The organism is Aquiflexum sp., from assembly GCF_041751335.1.
Classification (GTDB): domain Bacteria; phylum Bacteroidota; class Bacteroidia; order Cytophagales; family Cyclobacteriaceae; genus Aquiflexum.
Map to the genome: position 1 here is coordinate 1 of NZ_JBGSXS010000267.1, position 18,342 is coordinate 18,342.

General features: G+C 39.3%; 14 protein-coding genes. All 14 read right to left on the bottom strand.

Translation table 11 applies throughout. The features are described from left to right. A partial coding sequence (locus tag ACEW8U_RS14640; protein ID WP_373522795.1) for a magnesium transporter MgtE N-terminal domain-containing protein occupies positions 1 to 385 on the bottom strand: 385 nt, incomplete at its 3' end. Next, positions 382 to 1,194, bottom strand: coding sequence for a hypothetical protein (locus tag ACEW8U_RS14645; RefSeq protein ID WP_373522796.1), 813 nt, complete (start codon positions 1,192 to 1,194; stop codon positions 382 to 384). The genes ACEW8U_RS14640 and ACEW8U_RS14645, both read right to left, overlap by 4 nt. Positions 1,195 to 1,412: 218 nt before the next feature. Beyond that, entirely contained in the window at positions 1,413 to 3,158 is a 1,746-nt protein-coding gene (locus ACEW8U_RS14650) for an adenylate/guanylate cyclase domain-containing protein (protein WP_373522797.1), read from the bottom strand. 97 nt (positions 3,159 to 3,255) lie between these two features. Beyond that, a complete protein-coding gene (locus ACEW8U_RS14655; RefSeq protein ID WP_373522798.1) occupies positions 3,256 to 3,540 on the bottom strand; it encodes a hypothetical protein in 285 nt (94 codons plus the stop codon). Between the two features lie 264 nt (positions 3,541 to 3,804). Further along, a complete protein-coding gene (locus ACEW8U_RS14660; RefSeq protein WP_373522799.1) occupies positions 3,805 to 5,439 on the bottom strand; it encodes a M1 family metallopeptidase in 1,635 nt (544 codons plus the stop codon). Between the two features lie 191 nt (positions 5,440 to 5,630). Further along, complete coding sequence (locus ACEW8U_RS14665) at positions 5,631 to 6,092, bottom strand: GAF domain-containing protein (protein WP_373522800.1); 462 nt, start codon at positions 6,090 to 6,092, stop codon at positions 5,631 to 5,633. 259 nt (positions 6,093 to 6,351) lie between these two features. Next, positions 6,352 to 7,872: a serine hydrolase domain-containing protein gene (locus ACEW8U_RS14670; RefSeq protein ID WP_373522801.1), complete on the bottom strand. Its 1,521-nt coding sequence runs from the start codon at positions 7,870 to 7,872 to the stop codon at positions 6,352 to 6,354. Between the two features lie 206 nt (positions 7,873 to 8,078). Beyond that, positions 8,079 to 8,528 carry an RES family NAD+ phosphorylase gene (locus ACEW8U_RS14675; RefSeq protein WP_373522802.1) on the bottom strand — a complete coding sequence of 150 codons (450 nt, stop codon included), beginning with the start codon at positions 8,526 to 8,528 and terminating at the stop codon, positions 8,079 to 8,081. Between the two features lie 22 nt (positions 8,529 to 8,550). Continuing rightward, positions 8,551 to 9,117 carry an antitoxin Xre/MbcA/ParS toxin-binding domain-containing protein gene (locus tag ACEW8U_RS14680; RefSeq protein WP_373522803.1) on the bottom strand — a complete coding sequence of 189 codons (567 nt, stop codon included), beginning with the start codon at positions 9,115 to 9,117 and terminating at the stop codon, positions 8,551 to 8,553. Between the two features lie 91 nt (positions 9,118 to 9,208). Then, positions 9,209 to 10,312 carry a hypothetical protein gene (locus ACEW8U_RS14685; RefSeq protein ID WP_373522804.1) on the bottom strand — a complete coding sequence of 368 codons (1,104 nt, stop codon included), beginning with the start codon at positions 10,310 to 10,312 and terminating at the stop codon, positions 9,209 to 9,211. 276 nt (positions 10,313 to 10,588) lie between these two features. Continuing rightward, entirely contained in the window at positions 10,589 to 11,575 is a 987-nt protein-coding gene (locus ACEW8U_RS14690; RefSeq protein ID WP_373522805.1) for a cyclopropane-fatty-acyl-phospholipid synthase family protein, read from the bottom strand. 173 nt (positions 11,576 to 11,748) lie between these two features. Next, positions 11,749 to 12,210 (bottom strand): hypothetical protein, encoded by a 462-nt coding sequence (locus ACEW8U_RS14695; RefSeq protein WP_373522806.1) that lies wholly within the window; start codon positions 12,208 to 12,210, stop codon positions 11,749 to 11,751. A gap of 96 nt (positions 12,211 to 12,306) precedes the next feature. Further along, positions 12,307 to 17,685 carry a T9SS type A sorting domain-containing protein gene (locus ACEW8U_RS14700; RefSeq protein ID WP_373522807.1) on the bottom strand — a complete coding sequence of 1,793 codons (5,379 nt, stop codon included), beginning with the start codon at positions 17,683 to 17,685 and terminating at the stop codon, positions 12,307 to 12,309. Positions 17,686 to 17,859: 174 nt separating this feature from the next. Next, on the bottom strand, positions 17,860 to 18,342 hold a 483-nt coding region (locus ACEW8U_RS14705; RefSeq protein WP_373522808.1), incomplete at its 5' end, for a hypothetical protein.

Consider the following 18,342-nt stretch of genomic DNA (forward strand, 5'->3'; position numbering starts at 1 on the left):
ATAAGGTAAATACAAAAGGCTCCAAATGTGCTCCAACTTGGTCTTTGTGAAACATTAAGGCATGTCTCAAATAGGAAGACAGCTCTTTAGAAGTTCCCTCCAACAATGGATCACGGATGGATTTATCGGTTACCTGAAGAATAGACTCAGCAATTTGAGGATCTAGCAATTCTATCAATTTGATGGCTTTCTTCTCGCTGAGGTTCTCTACCACTTTTCCTGCGATAAACGGTGCAATTTCACCCAATATGATCACTGCCTGATCCGAGTCAAGGTCTTCAATCAAAGCGGTAATCTCATCCACTTCCAACTTTTCGATCATCGGAATAGCAATGTTTGAATGTTCTTTGAGGAATTGATAAATTAAAAGATGGTCTGTGCTCATGCTTTCTTTTTCATTTTGATAATCATTACCGTCTTATCATTAAAATCCCTCGCAGGGATATTCGCTAATCCGGTTTTTGTTTCGATGGTGACGTTGTAATCCGTCATTTTCACAATCACACCTTGCTGCCCGTTGACCTCTATCATATTGCCTAGGGAGTAGGATTTCCGGACATAATACGCTCCCAGAATGTTACTGACTGAGGTTTGGGCACCCAGCCCAAATGCAAGGGAACCTCCAAATAGCAAAGAGACAAGAATGATTGTGATCAGGTTGGTCAGGAATGAAATATCTACCCCTAGCTGATCTATGGCGATTACAATCGCAATAAATAAGAGTAAATACCTGACCATGTTGCCTAAGAAACTGCCATTAACCAAACCGGTTTTTGTAGCTGCTGACCTCATCAAATCACCTAACAACCGACCGAAAATCATCCCTACAAAAATGATGATGACCGCCACCAGAACATTGGGCAGATAAGCCATTATCCTTTCAAACCAGAGTCCTGAAAAATTCAGGTCCAATATCTGTAAACAGAACAGCAGTGAAGTGATAAGGATAATCCAGAAAATAGTCTTTGAGATAAACCGCGCCGAACTTGCCAAGTCAACATTCAGCAAACGGCTTTGTAGCTTCATGTTGATGGATTTATCCAGGTATAGAATAAATCGTTTCACTATTTTCTCTACCAGACGACCTAATATATACCCTACCAAAAGGATCCCCAAAGCCAGAAGAATCCTGGGCAGTAGGATGCTTATACCGGCCACTAAATCCTCTATGAATAAGTTAAATTCTTTGTTCATACCCGTAATTTATAAACTGCAATTTATAATTCTTATCCCGGAGTTTGTAAACCAATTAAATAAAGGTTGGTTTTTTGGCCACATTTAAAAAACTTTTTGCCAAGTGGTTAAGAACTTTTGTCGGTAAAACAAATCCAATTTTTAGATTTGCAAGATTTTTTTGATCAAATGATCTTTAGCAAAAAACTAAATTAATGATACCAAAAACACCTCTAAAATCAACTTTCATCTAAATAGTACATTTTCCAGGTACCTCTATTCTTAATGTCGATACTTCCTCTGTATTCACATTCAAACTCCTCTCTGATCAGATTGAAAGTTGTCTCAGAAAGGTTGATTTTTCCCGGGACTGAATTAGATTCCATTCTGGAAGCAATATTGACGGTGTCCCCCCATATATCATATTGCCATTTTTTGATTCCGACTATGCCGGCTACCACAGGACCTGTATGTATCCCTACCCGCATTTCAAAGGCACAAATACTATCATCTGATTTACTTTTTACAAATGCCATCATCTCTTTGGCAGCGATAATCACATCACGGGGATGCGTTTGGTTTTCCTTTGGTAGTCCTCCGGCGCACATATAAGAATCACCGATCGTCTTGATTTTTTCCAAATTATTCCGTGTGCAGATCTGATCAAATTCTTTGAAATAGTAATCCAAGCTTCTAACCAACTGCTCAGGTGAAATATTTTCCGCGGTAGCAGTGAAATTTTTGAAATCAGTAAATAAAACGGTAACGGATTCATTTTGCCTTACTTTGACTGAACCATATTCTTTCAGTTCTTCCGCCGTTTCGGCAGGTAAAATATTCAAAAGAAGTTTTTCCGACCGATCTTTTTCTTTTTCGATAATCTGCTTGGTTTGTTTCTCGTAGAGGTAACGTCGATATGCTACAAATGCCAGCAACGAAATCAATACCATCCCGATCACCGCCCCGAAAATGATAAACTTTTGTCTTTTTGTTTGCAGATTTTTGATGTAGGCTTCTTTTTCCAGTAAGTCTACTTCTATTTGTTTTTGAGAAACTTCATAATCAGTCCGAAGATTTGCCATCTCCTGGACGGCGCTGATATTATTTACACTGTCACGATAAATGATGTGATTTTTGTAGTATTCAAGTGCTGTTTGAGGGAGGCCAGCCTCCTCAAATATCTTGGAAAGGGTCAGATTGGAATTGCTTATTTGGTCTTTAAGGCCATAGTGATTGGCGAGTTCCAGGCTTCGATTGGCATAATTCAATGCACGTGCCCGATCTCCACTTTCTAAATAAATGGTGGACATAAATTCCAAATACACCGATATGGGATAGAATTCATTGTAAGCTTCAAGAATGCTAATTGCCGTATTTAAATTTTCTTCGGCGGCTGTATTGTCGCCTTTTTGAGCATTGATCATCCCAAGATTTCCAAAACAATACGCTTCTCCTATGGGGTAATTGATCTTCTTGAAAATGGCTTTGGCCTCTTCGGTATATAGCAAAGCGGAATCGAGTTTTCCCAGATTCAGGTACTCATCACCAGCATTGAAAATGCCACTTGCAAGAGCCAAAGAATCATTTCCATTTCTCAGAATTTCTATACTTCTGCCATAGTAAATGGCAGCATTCTGACTATTTTCACTTTTTGAATAAGTATCAGCTATTGCCAAAAACACCTTTCCCCTACCCTCTTGATAATTTATTTGTTCGGCGTAAGCGAGACTTTGAAAGTAAAAATCCAAACCTTGGGAAAGTTCGCCTTTCAATACATGTGCGTTTCCCAATTGTAGGTAGCCATAATAAGTGCGTAAATGATCAGAATCAATCAACGATCTGTCTACTAAAATTTGACCATATTTTAGGAGACTATCAGGATTAGGGTCTTTTTGCAGGATAGATTCCAAATGGCCTATTTCACCATTTTCTTCTTGGAAATACAGCTTTTTCAAACTATCCAATAAAGCGTGGTTCTTTTCCATATCTATTTCTGATTGCGAAAAAACGCAATTAAATGAAATAAAAAATAGAAATGGAATCAGGAATTTTTTCATTTCCTCATAGCAAAATGGTGTAAGATCAAATAACGCGAATTTTTGGTTCGATTTTAAATTTTCTTTCCACCCCAGCGGACTTAACTAAAAAGTGAATTCTGTACTCTTCTTCCGATGCTGGCTTTGCCTTACTGACATAGCCATTTTTGTGAGTTTTTCCGGAGCCTTTCTTATCTTTATTAATTTTAATCATAGATTTTTTCTTATTTACTATGATCTTGGTGATAATTTCAAAATCTTCGACATTTTCCATGATATACATAGCGGCACCAACCCAGGCCAATTTTGACTTCTCGTGGATATTACTCACAAAATCTTCGTTTTTTGGTGGATCGTTGTGATTGTCTCCGATATGTAGATTGTATCTACACTATTTTTATCCTAGGAATCTGTAATTTTCCTCCTTTCCCAATCCCAAAAACCCTCCTACCTACCCCTATCTAGGTGTAGATTGTATCTACACCTTTTTATCCTTGGAATTTGTAATTCCTCCCTTCACTAATCCAATAAACCCTCCTACCTACACAAAACTCAAATCAGAAATCTACAATCTAAAATCTTAAATTCCCCACCATCACCTCACCCCAAAACTCCCTACATAATAATCCACATCCAACTTTACCTCATACATTTTGTCAACCTTCAGTTCAGCCCATTTTGTATTGGGATAAACACGGACTTTATTTTCACCCAATTCCAAATCCACCAGCATATCAAAAGAAGCAATGCAATTGGTCCAGCGGAAGTTCAAGGTATTGTCATCTGAAAAATAATGCTCTAAAACCGGAAGAGAACTGTTCCTTAGGTACTGATCAAAAAAAGCCGTAAGATCGATTTCTATTTCTTGGGCCATGTAATTTTCAACCTGTGCGGTGGTCACTGTTTGATGATAAAATTTACTGTTTAGCCCTCGGAGGATATTTCTCCATTTTTCATCGTCATTGGTGATTTGGCGAAGGGTATTTAGGATGTTTCCTCCTTTATAATACATATCTCCCGAACCTCTATGGTTTACCGAATACCTTCCTATGATAGGCAATTTGTTGTCAATCCTAGTTCGCGTTCCCCGAACATACTCCTGCCCTGCTTCTTTTCCATAGAAATAGTCCACAAAGAGACTTTCGGAATAATTGGTGAAACTTTCATGGATCCACATATCTGCCACGTCTTTATAGGTGATGTTGTTGGCAAACCACTCATGTCCGGATTCATGGATGATAATAAAGTCAAACTTCATCCCCCAACCGGTTCCACTCAGGTCTGTACCTCGATAGCCGTTTTCATAGCCATTGCCATAAGTGACTGAACTCTGATGTTCCATGCCCAAATAGGGAGCTTCCACCAGTTTGTAACTGTCCTCATAAAAAGGATAAGGTCCAAACCAATGTTCGAAAGCTTCCATCATGCGCTTGGCATCCTGAAACTGAACTTTGGCCTTTTCCAGGTTATCCCGCAGGACATAGTAATCCATATCTAGAATACCTTTTTCACCATGATATTTTTCAGAAAAATGCACATAATCGCCGATGTTGATATTGACGCCATAGTCATTGATCGGATTGCTGACAAACCAATGATAGGTTCTCGTTTTCCCTTTCTTCTCCACTTTACGCAATCTACCGTTGGAAATATTCATCAGGTCTTTGGGTACGGTCACGCTGATCAGCATGCTGTCCACCTCATCAGCAGGATGGTCTTTGCTCGGCCACCAAATGCTGGAACCGATCCCTTGGTTGGAAGAAGCTATAAAGTGTTTGACATTATCATCCTTTTGCCAGGTGATTCCTCCGTCCCAAGGGGGACGGATAGCTTCCTTAGGTTGACCTTCGTAGCTGATAATGATTTCCTCATAAGTTCCTGGAACCTGCTTTTTGGTCAAACTGATAAAATGTGCAGCACCTTCTTTCCTGATCTTTAATTCCTGTCCTTCTTGTGAGGCTGAAATAATATTTAAAGGTTCCTGAAGATCAATCTGCAGGACCTGATGCTCCTTTTTCACCTGATATCTCACCTTATTCGTTCCTACAATGGATTTCGTCTCCGGGAAAACTTCCACATCCAAATGATAATAATTCAGATCCCACCAGCCACGTTCCGGAGTGATACTTCCTCTAAGTGTATCGGCACGGGAAAACTTTTCCTGAGCAAAGACAGATGATATTGACAGGAAAAAAATCAGGCAAGGAAATAAGTTGAATGTACTTTTCATTTGTTTGAATAAATTGAAAATGCGTTTAGATGTATTTATAGTGAAATGGATTTCAAATTATCTCTCACAGATACCACTGATTGCCACAGATCAGATTTTATAAATCTGTGGAAATCTGAGAAATCTGTGAGCTTATTTTTCCAGGATCAATCTCAACAAACAATTCTACATTTATTGAAAGATCAAGTATATTAGATTCTCCCCGCTAAACTCTCCCCTATCCGCAACAATCCTTCACTTTCCTCCTCAGTAAAATCATAAGGCACAGGTTTCGCAATTCCCAAGGTGCCAAACAATTCCCCATCCAATAGCATCGGAACAGCAATCGAACCTTCTACTTTGGTTTCTTTGGCTGCAGGTCTTGCTACACCTGAATCATCGGTTTGGAGATTACACATTTCCACAGGTTTTTTCCTTTCGGCAGCAATTCCTGCCATCCCCTTCCCTATTGGAATAGCTTCCATTTTGGGCAATAAAAACGCTGGAATTCCCTGCTGTGATTTTAAGTGCAATAGGTTGGATTCTTTGTCTAGCACATGGATTGTTCCTGTAGTACAGTCAAATGCAGAAATGATCTCGGACAGAAGTGACTGCCAGTTGATTTCACCTTTGGTTTCCTGAATGCCTGTGATGATGTTTTGTGTTTTGTTCATTTTTTTCGGATGTATCAAGTACTAAGTACAATGTACCAAGTATGGGTTAGTTTATGGTTTTAGGTTTCTTGAATTAAAGACGGATCTTGTGCCTCATATCTTGAATCTCATTTCTCACATCTGAAATAGATGTCTCCTGCCGTCGAAATGACAAGGAGAAGCTTATTATTCTTTTACCCTTTTATTTTATTTAAGCTTCTATAAAATTGACTAAAATCTCTATTCTTACCATTAGTTTCTGCTAAGGCAGTCTCACATCTTACAAAGCTTTCCCCACAAAAACCGGCCAATCTTCCCTATTCTCAAAACTATTTTTAAATACTATCTCCACCTGATCGCCTTCAAAGGTTATCAGGATGGTTTCGGTGTGGGGGCTTTCGTAATATTTCAGTTTTATTTCCAAGGTCTCTGAATCTTTCCAAGCATAGCTTCCAGCAACTTTGAAGGGGGCTAATCCTTCGAGTTGGTTTTGGGCAAAGTGGAAAAGATTGGGACCTTTTCTGTATGTTGTTCCCAAGACCCACTCTCCTGAACCCAATAGAAATGCGTGGGACTCCTCTCCCACTTTCAAAGTCAGTTTACTTTTATCTTTAAGAAATTTGAGATTAAACCCACTTACTATACTATTCTGTTTGTCAATATGATAGGTATTCTTACTTATTTCTTTTTCTAGTTTTTTGTTTGGTTTGCTTTTAAGAGGAACTAAGGATAGGCTCCTTAAATTTTTATTAAGATTTTTTTCAATAATGCCATTCCCATCAAAGGCTGGTAAAAGATGTTTCCAAACCAAATCCAATAAACCCTGCATGTCACTGGTTTCCGATGTGATGACAATCACTCCATCCAATTCGGGCAATATCAGGATATATTGGCCAAAGGCACCATCCGCCCGATAGGAATCATATCTGCTTCTCCACATCTGATAGCCATACCCCTGAATCCAATCATTGGCAGCCATCTTTTCAGGAGATACTTCTGGTTCCTGCATGATTTTTATGGTACTGGCTTGCTCAATCCAAGATTCCGGCAAGATCTGTTTGCCATTCCAATGCCCTTTTTGCAAAAACAGTTGACCAAGTTTTGCCATATCTTCGGTTTTAACCCTGATACCCCATCCTCCCACGGCAATTCCATCCAAATCAGTCTCCCAATCCACTCCTGCAATTCCCAAAGGGTCCAACAATCTCGGTTGAAGATATCCCAAAAGAGACTCTCCTGATACCCTTTGGATAATGGCAGAAAGCATGTAGCTCGCTGAGGTATTATATAGAAATTTGGTGCCGGGCTTGTTGGCAATGGGCATACTTAAAAAAGCTTTGACCCAATCTTCCTGTGTAAAAACTTCCTGATTGAAACTCTTGTCATGTCCAACAGTCATAGAAAGCAGGTCTTTGATTTCCAATCCCGCCAAATAAGGACTGACGGTGGCCGGTAATGATTCAGGAAAAAAGGATACAACCTTATCAGTGACTTTCAGTTTGCCTTCCGCCACCGCCAAACCTATTGCCGAGGCAGTAAAGGTTTTGCTGACCGAATACATGGTATGCTTGGATTCAGGACCATAGGGTGACCACCAAGCTTCAGCGCCCACCTGACCATTTCTCAAAATCATCAGGCTATGCATCTCATGCTTGCTTTCGGACTCCACCGCATCCAAAAAGTGATGAATTCCATGGCTTGAAATATTTTGGGCTTCGGGAGTACTTCTTGGTAAAGAACTTTGGGCAAATGCCTGATAGGATAACAAGAATAGGATAACGGTTTGGATGGTTGTTTTCATTGAAAGTTTGGTCATTAGGAAAATTGGTTTAAAAGCAGGTTTGAATTTAAACAAAGAATGAAAGTTATAAACTGAATTTTTTGCAATCCCCACAAATAATCTCAATGGTGGTTAAATTTCAATTTAGCCATCTTCAGCCTCCAACACCAAAGCAGCTGTAGAAAGAAATAAGGTGACTGACATTATTGCAGATAATAATTGAAATCCTAAATCGAATTCAACAAATAATCAAACCTAACCTGCCCGTCAAATTCAATATACTTTTTCAAATCTGGGAAATCAGGATTGATCAGTAGGTTATGTTCCATTGGATAAAAGGAAAGATTCAACCTGGCTGAAGGTACCCTTAAAAAAGGAAATTCTTTTTCTTGCAACCATATCCTACCAAAATCCTGAGTGATTTTGCCATGTGGCAATTTATTCCATTGTTCAGGCAGACTTTCTTTTTCCAATGTCCCGATCAAATTTGGCTTACTGATTTCAAATTCAATCATATACCAGGATTTTCCTGAAAACGCATTGCCCTTAATACACAGATATTCCAATAAAGATATGGCTGGTCCACTTCCTGCGTAAATCATACCCAAGCCTTTTGGATTCCATCTTCCCGCACTGAATGAACAACTGAATGGATTTTTGTAATATGTTTCTGACATTATTCTGTAATACCGCATTGGCTTACATCACATTGCCAAAATGAAGAGCATCCAACGCCTCATCCACCAACTCCAATCCAATCATCGAGGTGATCAGCTTGATGGGAGCTTCATTGCCTAGAGCCATATTCGGACCGTCCAACCATTCCTTGAGATGGGTAGTATTGCCAAATAAATCCACTCCCTTTTTGATGACTTCATCTATTTTAAAAAACTGATATGAACCCGGAGTACCTATCGGACTTTTACTATCCCAACGAGAAACAGTACTCGGAGACACTGAAGCCGCCTTGGCTATCTCTTGGATTTTTAAATCCAGAAAATCGACAATTGGCGAAATATCTTCTGAAAGAAGATTTTGATCCAATAACTTCCCTACTTCCGTCATACTGCCCGCTTTTGTAAACGCTGGAATAAAATATCCATACCCACCTGGAATATTATAAAATTTTGATAGTCCAAATCTCTCCACTTGAAAAGAGGTAGCGCTGCCATAGGGTGCCTCATATTGAAAATCAGAAACGATATTTTCTTCCTTTGGATGAGATTCTCCATAGGATTTTGTCTTTTTTGCGGTTTTAGAATTCATTTTTTCAATACTCTAATATTTCTAATTATTTTCATTTGACACTTTGAAAATAGTCATTTGAAAATTAATTTCAAAATTTTCTACCAGCTTTTTATTTCCCCCTTTTCAATTCTTTTTCAATTTCTTCCATATCACCCTTCAAGGCTTGATCAAGAATGCTATCCCATCGATTTTGTGCATTTCTGTCCAAGCCATGCCGGGTTCTGGCATCATAGATTTCTTGAAGTTTGTTCATTTCCCTGTATGACTCGAAAAAAGCATCATTGATTTCTGCTTCATAATTTTCAGGGTTCAGGTCGAATGCCTTCAATTTGTTGATCAACCTGTTTCCTACTACCCTACTGACATCAAAATGCCTTTGCTCATGATTCAATGAATAATCATTTTTGCCGTCAGTTCTTACCCAAGAAGAACCGGGAAGCATGTAAATTTTTATTTCTAAGGGTAAAACCAAAACTCCATCCTCCATGAATGGATTTCCTTCCATGGCCAAACTCGTAAAAATCATTGCATTGTTTCTATTGGTCCGGTTTGGTCTTTCTAGGAAGTCATTCCAAGTCAATGACTGATTGGAATCATAAAAAACCGTGTCTTGGTCACTCTTTCTGAATTTTTCAAAAATTTGCAGTTTGACACTTTTTGCTAATTTTCGATTGTAAGTCGCATGGTCTTTTATCCAATCATTGAAAAAAACAAGGGAATTTGCTACACCCTTGTTCAAAATCTGATTAACTAAATCTGTACGGTGAATGGATCTTTGGTAAGTAATTCCTGCTTCATAATCTACCAAATGTACAGGTTCAAAAGAGCCTTTAAGGTAATACATAAATTTGATTTTCAATTCTCCCGAAGCCACTTTACCGCTCTGTTGTTTTTCTGAAATTTTAAAATCTACAACACGAATCTGTATAGCTCTATCTGTTTCAATTTGTAGAAGGGAATTTTTGTAAAAGCTTTTAATTCCATCAGAAATTGATTTTTTTATATTTACTTTATATAGTTGATTATTAGCATTATAAATACTACCAATTGAAGTGGTATTACTTTGAATTTCCAACACTTCTACCAATTCAAATCCAGAGTTATCCAGAGTCTGTCCCTCTACTCTTGTCAGTTCAAATTGTATCTCCTGAGCAAAAACATGACCGATTAAAATGGGAAAGAGGATGATTAGTGCCGATATGATTCTTTGCATAATTACATAACGCAAAGCCAAAAACAACAGTTCTTACTGATTCTCTCCCACTTCAAATCTAACTACAATTATTATTCATATTTTTTGCCAATCATTTCCTTTACAAAAACTAAAATAGATACTTCTCCCTACCATCAGGATCAGCATGACTAAACTATGACTGGAACTACAGATGCTAACACGACTAAAGTCAATCATGCAAAACTAATCCTAATGGCCTACTGTAAACTACCAACTGAGACTGCCTACTGCGACTGCCAACTGAAAACAGCCCCCCTACTTTTTCTCAAAAATCAACCTCGCATGTCCCATGATTTCCCTCTCAAAACAAACCCTGTTGGGCCTTACACGGAGTACTGCAAGTTGGTGTCTAAATTCTTTATCCGTAAGGTATTTGGGAATAAGAGAGGCAAACCAAAGGTATTTTTTCAATTGAAACCTATGGAATCGCTTGGTCCATTCCCGATTGGTATGGACATAATCCAGTCTCCCATCGGTGTAATAGATTTTTTTGAAATAGGGTTTAGCGGTCCTGACGATATGTTCATATCCGTAAGGAACCCAAGAATCAGGATTATGCTTTAACAGCAGGGCCATCATGTATTGATTGGAATCTTTTGGGGCATTAATGTCGATTTTATCAAATGGCATCATGTTCTTTTCAAAGGTCATACTTTGCATATAAAACTTCCCCCCATCTTTCAGGAGATGATATACATGCTTAAAATAATCTTCGTAAACGGCATCTTGTTGACCATTGAGATAATCTTTGACGGATGCCACATGCTCAAAACTTCCAAATGCCGTGATGGCATCAAAGGTTCCAAAATCTTCAGGCTTGACATATCTCGCATCTTTGATATAAGCAGTAAGGCCATTATCCCTACAAGCTTGAACCTGTCCGTCAGAAAGGTTCACTCCTATGCCTTCTGCCCCTACTTCATCTCTCAAATACTTTAACCAACCACCCCAGCCACATCCCAGGTCCAAAACCCTAGATCCTTTTTTAATTCCAAGATTTTCAACCACAAACTCATATTTCTTCAATTGTGCTTCTTCGAGGCTCATGGAAAAATCACCTAAATACATTGCATTGCTGAAATGGGCATTTTCACCAAGGCTCATACGGATAAATTTGTCAATGTTAGTGTAAGTAAAGTCCATTTCCTTTTTCTTATCCCACTGCTGACCTTCGCGTTCGCTTACGCTAGATCCTATCCATTTGCCTTTGGGGGTTTCTGTTTTAGGTTCTTCAATTGCCATATTAGATTTGTTTGAGGTTAGATTTAAAAAAATCCTTGATTGGATTCAAATTGATTTTAAATTAATCAAAAATATTATTAAAGCATAGAGGAGTTTAAAAAAAGTAAAAATGGCTTAGAATTAACAAAAAAAGAAGCTGGAGAAAAATCCCCAGCTTCTGTTACAATTAAACCCTATTTTCCAAATTCAAAAATATGTCGACCATCTAAAGATAATGTCCTTCCTGTAGTAATATAGGTTGTCTCATCCCAATCAAGGCTTAGTATTAGGGATGACGAGGTGATATTTTGAATTTCCACACGAACCCCATCACTTCTTGTGAAAGCTGTGGCCTCGATATTATCAAAGTTCCAGAATCCGGTTGCAGGCCAAACTCCTTTTCCATTTACTGAAGTATATTGGGTATTAAGAAATGTCAACACCAAGTCTCTGTAAACATTGGTTTGATCAAATCCATCTACCGTTACTTTGGTCATTTTCCATGGTGAATTCACCATGATCAACCTTGTAATCTCTTGTTGGGTTGGCTGTGGATCCACAGGATCCTCTCCACATGAAGAAAACAGTAAAGGGAATATTATCAACAAGCTGAAGATAAATGGATTGATGATTTTTTGATTATTTATATTTTTCATCTTTTTATTTGATTTAATGAGCGATAATGAAAGTTTAACTACCCACCTCTCCTAAATTTGGATTTCAAATAAGGTGGGCAGTTATATACTTCAACTTTATTTCTTAATTATTTTCACTGAATAATTTCTATTCCCTTGTTGTAACCTCAACAGGTAAATACCTGGTGAAAGTCTTGAAACATCAGCTTGATAATCATTATCCAACTCTGAGAATACAATCGATGTAGGGCGACCTGCCATATCTACCATTTCCGAATATCCAATTGGACCACTTAAACCTCTAAGATGAAGTATGTTTTCCACTGGATTAGGGTAAGCAGTCAGTTCTCTTATCTGTTGTGCCCTCAAACTGTTTACGATCAAGGTGATTTCATCAGAGAATTCACTTACGCAGTCATCAATAGTCACCTGAACGGTATAAGTTCCAAATGTCGAAATGGCAATTGATGCACCTGTTACACCTGAAATCGCTTCTCCATCAAGATACCACTGATTTCCTGATTGTGAACTAGAAGTCAAAGTCACCTCTTCAGTCCCCTGACCAGAAACAGTTATCACTGGTTTGGCTGGATTTATACAGAATGTTTGACTCACAGGCGGTGCTGCGAAGAATCCAATATTTCCAGGTTGGCTTGCGGTAATGGTAGTTTTTCCTGGGCTTACCAAAGTTGCTACACCTCCTGAAATTGTAACATTATTGTTATCAGAACTGTAAGAAATTGCCAATTCGGATGTAGAGGTCGCATTTAAGTTAAATGGTGGCTCTCCTAATGTTTTATCCTCTATAGCAGGGAAAGTAATTACTTGCTCCTCTTGGACAATTTCGCCAAAAGCCATATCATCCCAATAATAAGTCTGCTCTCCTGATGCTGCGCCTGCAGTTCCAAAATTGAAGAACACGGAAGCCTTATTGTAGTTTCTAGAGAAGTTAATAGCTTCAGTTCCCGCTGCCTGATTGGCAAAGTCAAAGGTTATCGTTTGCCATTGGCCTGCTACCGTCACAGTCGCTTCAGTTTCCACGCTGATTGTAGGATCATTGGAAGCTTCCACTTTTAACCTAATTGGAATTCCAGCAGTTGGAGACCATATCCTAAGACTCATTTTGGTGTCACCACTTTCAAATGGAATCGGACTTGCAAAACCTGTCGTACCACCTACTGTGGTTCCTGCCCATGTTTCTGCTTCAGCTGTCTTGACAGACTTGGCTACCTTGTTCCCAGCATTCGTTGGATCAACCACTAGCTCAGAGGCATTGCCACCAAAGTCAGTCAGTCCATAATCCAACTCATCATTCTCAAATGTGACAGGTAGTTCAAGAACTGTATCTTCACCCCCACCGTTGCCATCTTCAACCTTAACGAGAGAAACATTTTTAATAAAGACAGGATCATTACTTAATCCCATTTCGAAACCAAACTTCATCGCTCCGTACTTATTGGCCATATTGAATGGAACTTCAATGGTCTGCATTTCAGTATTAAGGGTATGGTCTGTAACACTTACCGCTACAAATCCGCCACCATCTTCACCGAAGTAGAGACGTAGTGCTCTGCCAGCAACCGATGACCTTGCATCGAATTTAGCAACATAATCAGCTCCTACCTCCAAAGCTTGGATTTGGGCAGCTGTGAAGATTTGGTTGAACTGAACATGCCAAATTTCTCCTCCTGCACCCGCTATTCCTGTAATAGATGCTTCACCTTCTGCGGCAGCTACTGTTGCACTTACGCCTGCAAAATCGGCGATGAATGGAGTCCATGAAGCTAGCCCATTTGCGAAATCACCGTTGATGATTAAGTTTTCACCGCTTTCTCCATTACCATCATCCTCACCCTGACGAATATTATCGACATACCAAGTGAAGCCTGCTGAACCATCACCCACAGTACCAAGGTCAAATATCAGAACCACATTTTTATAAGTGAATGCCTTATTGGCTCCGCTCATGTCAAAAGTGACATCAACCCACTGATTAGATTCAGCGATTGTGATCTCCTGTTCGTAGGCTTGTGCCCCATCATTTTCGTTTTCTATCTTAAACAGCATTTTAGTATTAGCACGAGGTGCCCATACAGCAACTGTAAATTCTGTGCTGGAGGATAAGTCAATATTCTCATCCATCATGATAAAAGAACCTCCCCAAGGCTGGCCGGCATTTTTCACCATCCTCGCCACTTTGGCACTTGTATTTCCATTTGTATCAGGATTGTCAATTACGGTAAGTTCGCCACCATCAAAATTGGTGATCGCTTCAATCCATGCAATATCCTCTTCGAAAGTAATTGGGAAAACAATTTCTGAAGAGCCACCATTACCGTCCCCATCATCATCGGAACCAAAGGCCATATCATCCCAGTAATAGGTTTGCCCCGTTCCTGCTGCTCCAAAATTGAAGAACACGGACGCTTTGTTGTAGTTTCTTGAGAAATTGATCGCCTCTGTACCCGCTGCCTGATTGGCAAAGTCAAAGGTGAGCGTCTGCCATTGTTCAGCTACAGTCACAGTTGCTTCAGTTTCCACACTGATCGTGGGATCATTGGAAGCTTCTACTTTTATTCTAACAGGGATTCCCGCCGTCGGTGACCATACTCTAAGGCTCATTTTAGTATCTCCATTGGCAAAAGGAATCGCACTAGCAAAACCTGCAGTACCACCAACTGTGGTGCCTGCCCATCCTTCTGCACCTGTAGTCTTTACTGACATCGCGACTTTGTTTGTTGCATCAGTCGGGTCAACAACGATTTCTGATTCATTACCACCAAAATCAGTCAGTCCATAATCCAGATCTTCAATTTCAAAAGTGACTGGAAGGTTCAATATATTTTCTCCCCCTCCATTGTCGTCACCTTCAACTTTGGTAAGTGAAACGTTTTTGATGAAAACAGGATCATTGCTCAATCCCATTTCAAAACCAAGCTTCATGGCCCCGTATTTGGTACCCAGGTTAAAGGGAACTTCTATATTCCGCATGGTAGTATTTAGGGTATGGTCCGTAACACTCACACCTGCAAACCCTCCTCCATCTTCACCGAAGTATAGACGCAAAGACCTTCCATCTACAGAAGACCTTGCCTCAAATTTGGCAACATAGTTTTGACCAACTTCTAATGCTTCAATTTGCGCAGCTGTAAAGATTTGATTGAACTGGACATGCCATATTTCCCCACCAGCACCTGTAATTCCGGTTATGGATGCTTCTCCTTCAGATGCTCCTACTGTTGCACCTACCCCTGCAAAATCTGCAATGAAAGGAGTCCATGAACTAAGGCCATTTGCAAAATCTCCATTGATGATAATATTTTCACCAGTTTCACCACTTCCACCGCCAGAACCGTCTCCGGTGCTTTGACGGATATTATCTACATACCAAGTAAAGTTTGTCGATCCATCTCCTGGTGTTCCAAGGTCAAAAATCATCACCACTTTCTTGTAGGTAAATGCGCTATTGGCTCCACTCATATTGAAAGTGACATCCACCCACTGATTTGATTCTGCAATAGTAATTTCTTGCTCATGGGCCTGAGCACCATCATTTTCGTTTTCTATTTTAAATAACATTTTGGTATTGGCACGGGGTGCCCATACTGCTACTGTGAATTGTGTTCCAGCTGACAAATCAATGTTTTGATCCATCATCATAAATGAACCTCCCCACGGCTGTCCGGCATTTTTCACCATTTTGGCCACTTTGGCACTTGCATTACCATTTGTATCCGGATTGTCCACTACAGTAAGTTCCCCTCCGTCAAAGTTGGTGATCAGGTCATTCCATGCAATATCTTGCTCAAAAGTAATTGGGAATACAATACCAGAACTTCCACCACCTCCATTTCCGTCACCGTTACCATCTGAACCAAAGGCCATATCATCCCAATAATAGGTTTGCTCTCCTGCTTGTGCCCCAGTGGTCCCGAAATTGAAGAATACAGATGCCTTATTATAGTTTCTAGAGAAGTTGATGGCTTCAGTTCCTGCTGCCTGATTGGCAAAGTCAAAAGTAAGCGTCTGCCATTGGCCTGCTACAGTGACTGTGGCTTCAGTTTCCACGCTGATAGTTGGATCATTGGAGGCTTCTACTTTCAATCTGACAGGGATACCTGCTATTGCAGACCAAACCCTCATACTCATTTTGGTATTGCCCGAAGCAAATGGTATCCGCGTTGCAAATCCAGCTGTTCCACCTACCGTAGTTCCAGCCCAAGTTTCCGCCCCTGTCGTTTTTATGGATTTAGCCACTTTATTGGTCGCATCTGTGGGATCAACAACTATCTCAGAGGCATTGCCACCAAAATCAGTAAGACCATAATTCAATCCATCGACTTCAAAAGTTACAGGTAAATTCAGGGTGTTATCTCCACCATCGCCACCACCGTTATCATCTCCCTCAACCTGTCTGATATTATCTACATACCATGTAAAGTTTGTTGATCCGTCCCCGGGGGTTCCAAGGTCAAAAATCATTACCACCTTCTTATATGTGAAACCGGTATTGGCTCCGCTCATATTGAAAGTAACATCCACCCACTGATTTGATTCTGCTATTGTAATTTCACGCTCATGAGCTTGAGAACCTACATTTTCGTTTTCTATCTTAAATAGCATTTTGGTATTGGCACGGGGTGCCCATACTGCTACTGTAAATTCTGTTCCGGCAGACAAATCAATGGTTTGATCCATCATCATAAATGAACCTCCCCAAGGCTGTCCGGCATTTTTCACCATTTTGGCTACTTTGGCGCTTGAATTTCCATTTGTATCAGGATTGTCAACAATAGTAAGTTCTCCTCCATCAAAATTGGTAATGAGATCATTCCATGCAATATCCTCTTCAAATGTAATTGGAAAAACAATTCCTGAACTTCCACCATTTCCATCATCTCCTCCATCATCTTCCGCAATAAAAGCCATATTATCGAAGTAATAGGTTTTCTCTCCGGCTTGTGCGCCTGTTGTTCCAAAGTTGAAGAAGATGGAAGCTTTATTATAGTTGTTTGATAAATTCAGCGCTTCAGTACCTTGAGCCTGATTTGAAAAATCAAAAGTGAGCGTTTGCCACTCACCAGCTAAGGTAGCTGTTGCTTCTGTTTCTACCGACTTGGTTGGATCAAGATGATCTTCCACCTTTAATCTTATCGGAATACCTGCATCAGGAGACCAAACCCTCACGGACATTTTGGTTTGAGATGAGGTAAAAGGAATTCTGCTGGAAAAACCTGTTTGAACTCCATTTGTTACGGCTGTCACTGTGGCACCTGCCCAAAGTTCTGCTGCGACAGACTTGATTACTCTAGCAACTTTGTTACTGGCATCAATAGGATCATCAACAATAGCTGAGTCATCCGCACCTCCAAAACCAACAATGCCATAATTGACATTTGGTTCATCAAAGGTAACGGGAAGGTTCATCTGTGACTGCGCATTTACATTAAATACAGTCGACAAAATGAAAAGGATAAATAAAGTAAAATTTTTCATAGGCACTAAATACTCTTTTTGGGAAATTGTTATAAAGTTGATATTTAATTATTTGTAATTTATTAAAAGTAGTAGTTTGAAAAATGGAAAGATATTAGAAGTCTACAACATAAATACATCAAGGCTTTTATAAAAATACATCTTAACTACATCAAAGCCTTATTTTGATTTAATCTAAGACAATTTCAGTTCTTCTAGTTGGTATTGATAATCATATTGAAGGTCTTCATGCAATCCGGATATCAATTTTTCAATTTTCCTGATCTGCATTGCGTAGAGGTTTTCGATGACAGGGTGATGAAATGTCAAGTAACCATAAAGCTTCATCTTTTCACAAAAAAATAATACAAGTTCAATTTGGGCGGTTTTGTCTTTGGTAAGTTTGAGAAGTTTATTCAATTTTCTCCGAATTGCTTGCGCCGATTTTTTTGCGAAATGGTAATGCTTTGTGTTTGCTTTTACAAACTCAAACTCAATATCTTCTTTCACCATTTCAACAAATAACCTGGGATTTTCCCTTTCAAATAATTTAAAAAATAAATAAGATTTATTATCTGTGTTGAATTTGCTGAGATCAAGAATCAAATCTTTTAATTCCTTTTCATTAAGGTAAGACAATTCTTTTTTGATATCGGAAAGACTTGCAATTTTCATGTT

Bases quoted from the DNA above. Each gene is read 5' to 3' on its own strand.
- ACEW8U_RS14645 (WP_373522796.1), bottom strand. From the start codon at position 1,194: ATGAACAAAGAATTTAACTTATTCATAGAGGATTTAGTGGCCGGTATA.
- ACEW8U_RS14650 (WP_373522797.1), bottom strand. From the start codon at position 3,158: ATGGAAAAGAACCACGCTTTATTGGATAGTTTGAAAAAGCTGTATTTC.
- ACEW8U_RS14660 (WP_373522799.1), bottom strand. From the start codon at position 5,439: ATGAAAAGTACATTCAACTTATTTCCTTGCCTGATTTTTTTCCTGTCA.
- ACEW8U_RS14665 (WP_373522800.1), bottom strand. From the start codon at position 6,092: ATGAACAAAACACAAAACATCATCACAGGCATTCAGGAAACCAAAGGT.
- ACEW8U_RS14670 (WP_373522801.1), bottom strand. From the start codon at position 7,872: ATGAAAACAACCATCCAAACCGTTATCCTATTCTTGTTATCCTATCAG.
- ACEW8U_RS14675 (WP_373522802.1), bottom strand. From the start codon at position 8,528: ATGTCAGAAACATATTACAAAAATCCATTCAGTTGTTCATTCAGTGCG.
- ACEW8U_RS14680 (WP_373522803.1), bottom strand. From the start codon at position 9,117: ATGAATTCTAAAACCGCAAAAAAGACAAAATCCTATGGAGAATCTCAT.
- ACEW8U_RS14685 (WP_373522804.1), bottom strand. From the start codon at position 10,312: ATGCAAAGAATCATATCGGCACTAATCATCCTCTTTCCCATTTTAATC.
- ACEW8U_RS14690 (WP_373522805.1), bottom strand. From the start codon at position 11,575: ATGGCAATTGAAGAACCTAAAACAGAAACCCCCAAAGGCAAATGGATA.
- ACEW8U_RS14695 (WP_373522806.1), bottom strand. From the start codon at position 12,210: ATGAAAAATATAAATAATCAAAAAATCATCAATCCATTTATCTTCAGC.
- ACEW8U_RS14700 (WP_373522807.1), bottom strand. From the start codon at position 17,685: ATGAAAAATTTTACTTTATTTATCCTTTTCATTTTGTCGACTGTATTT.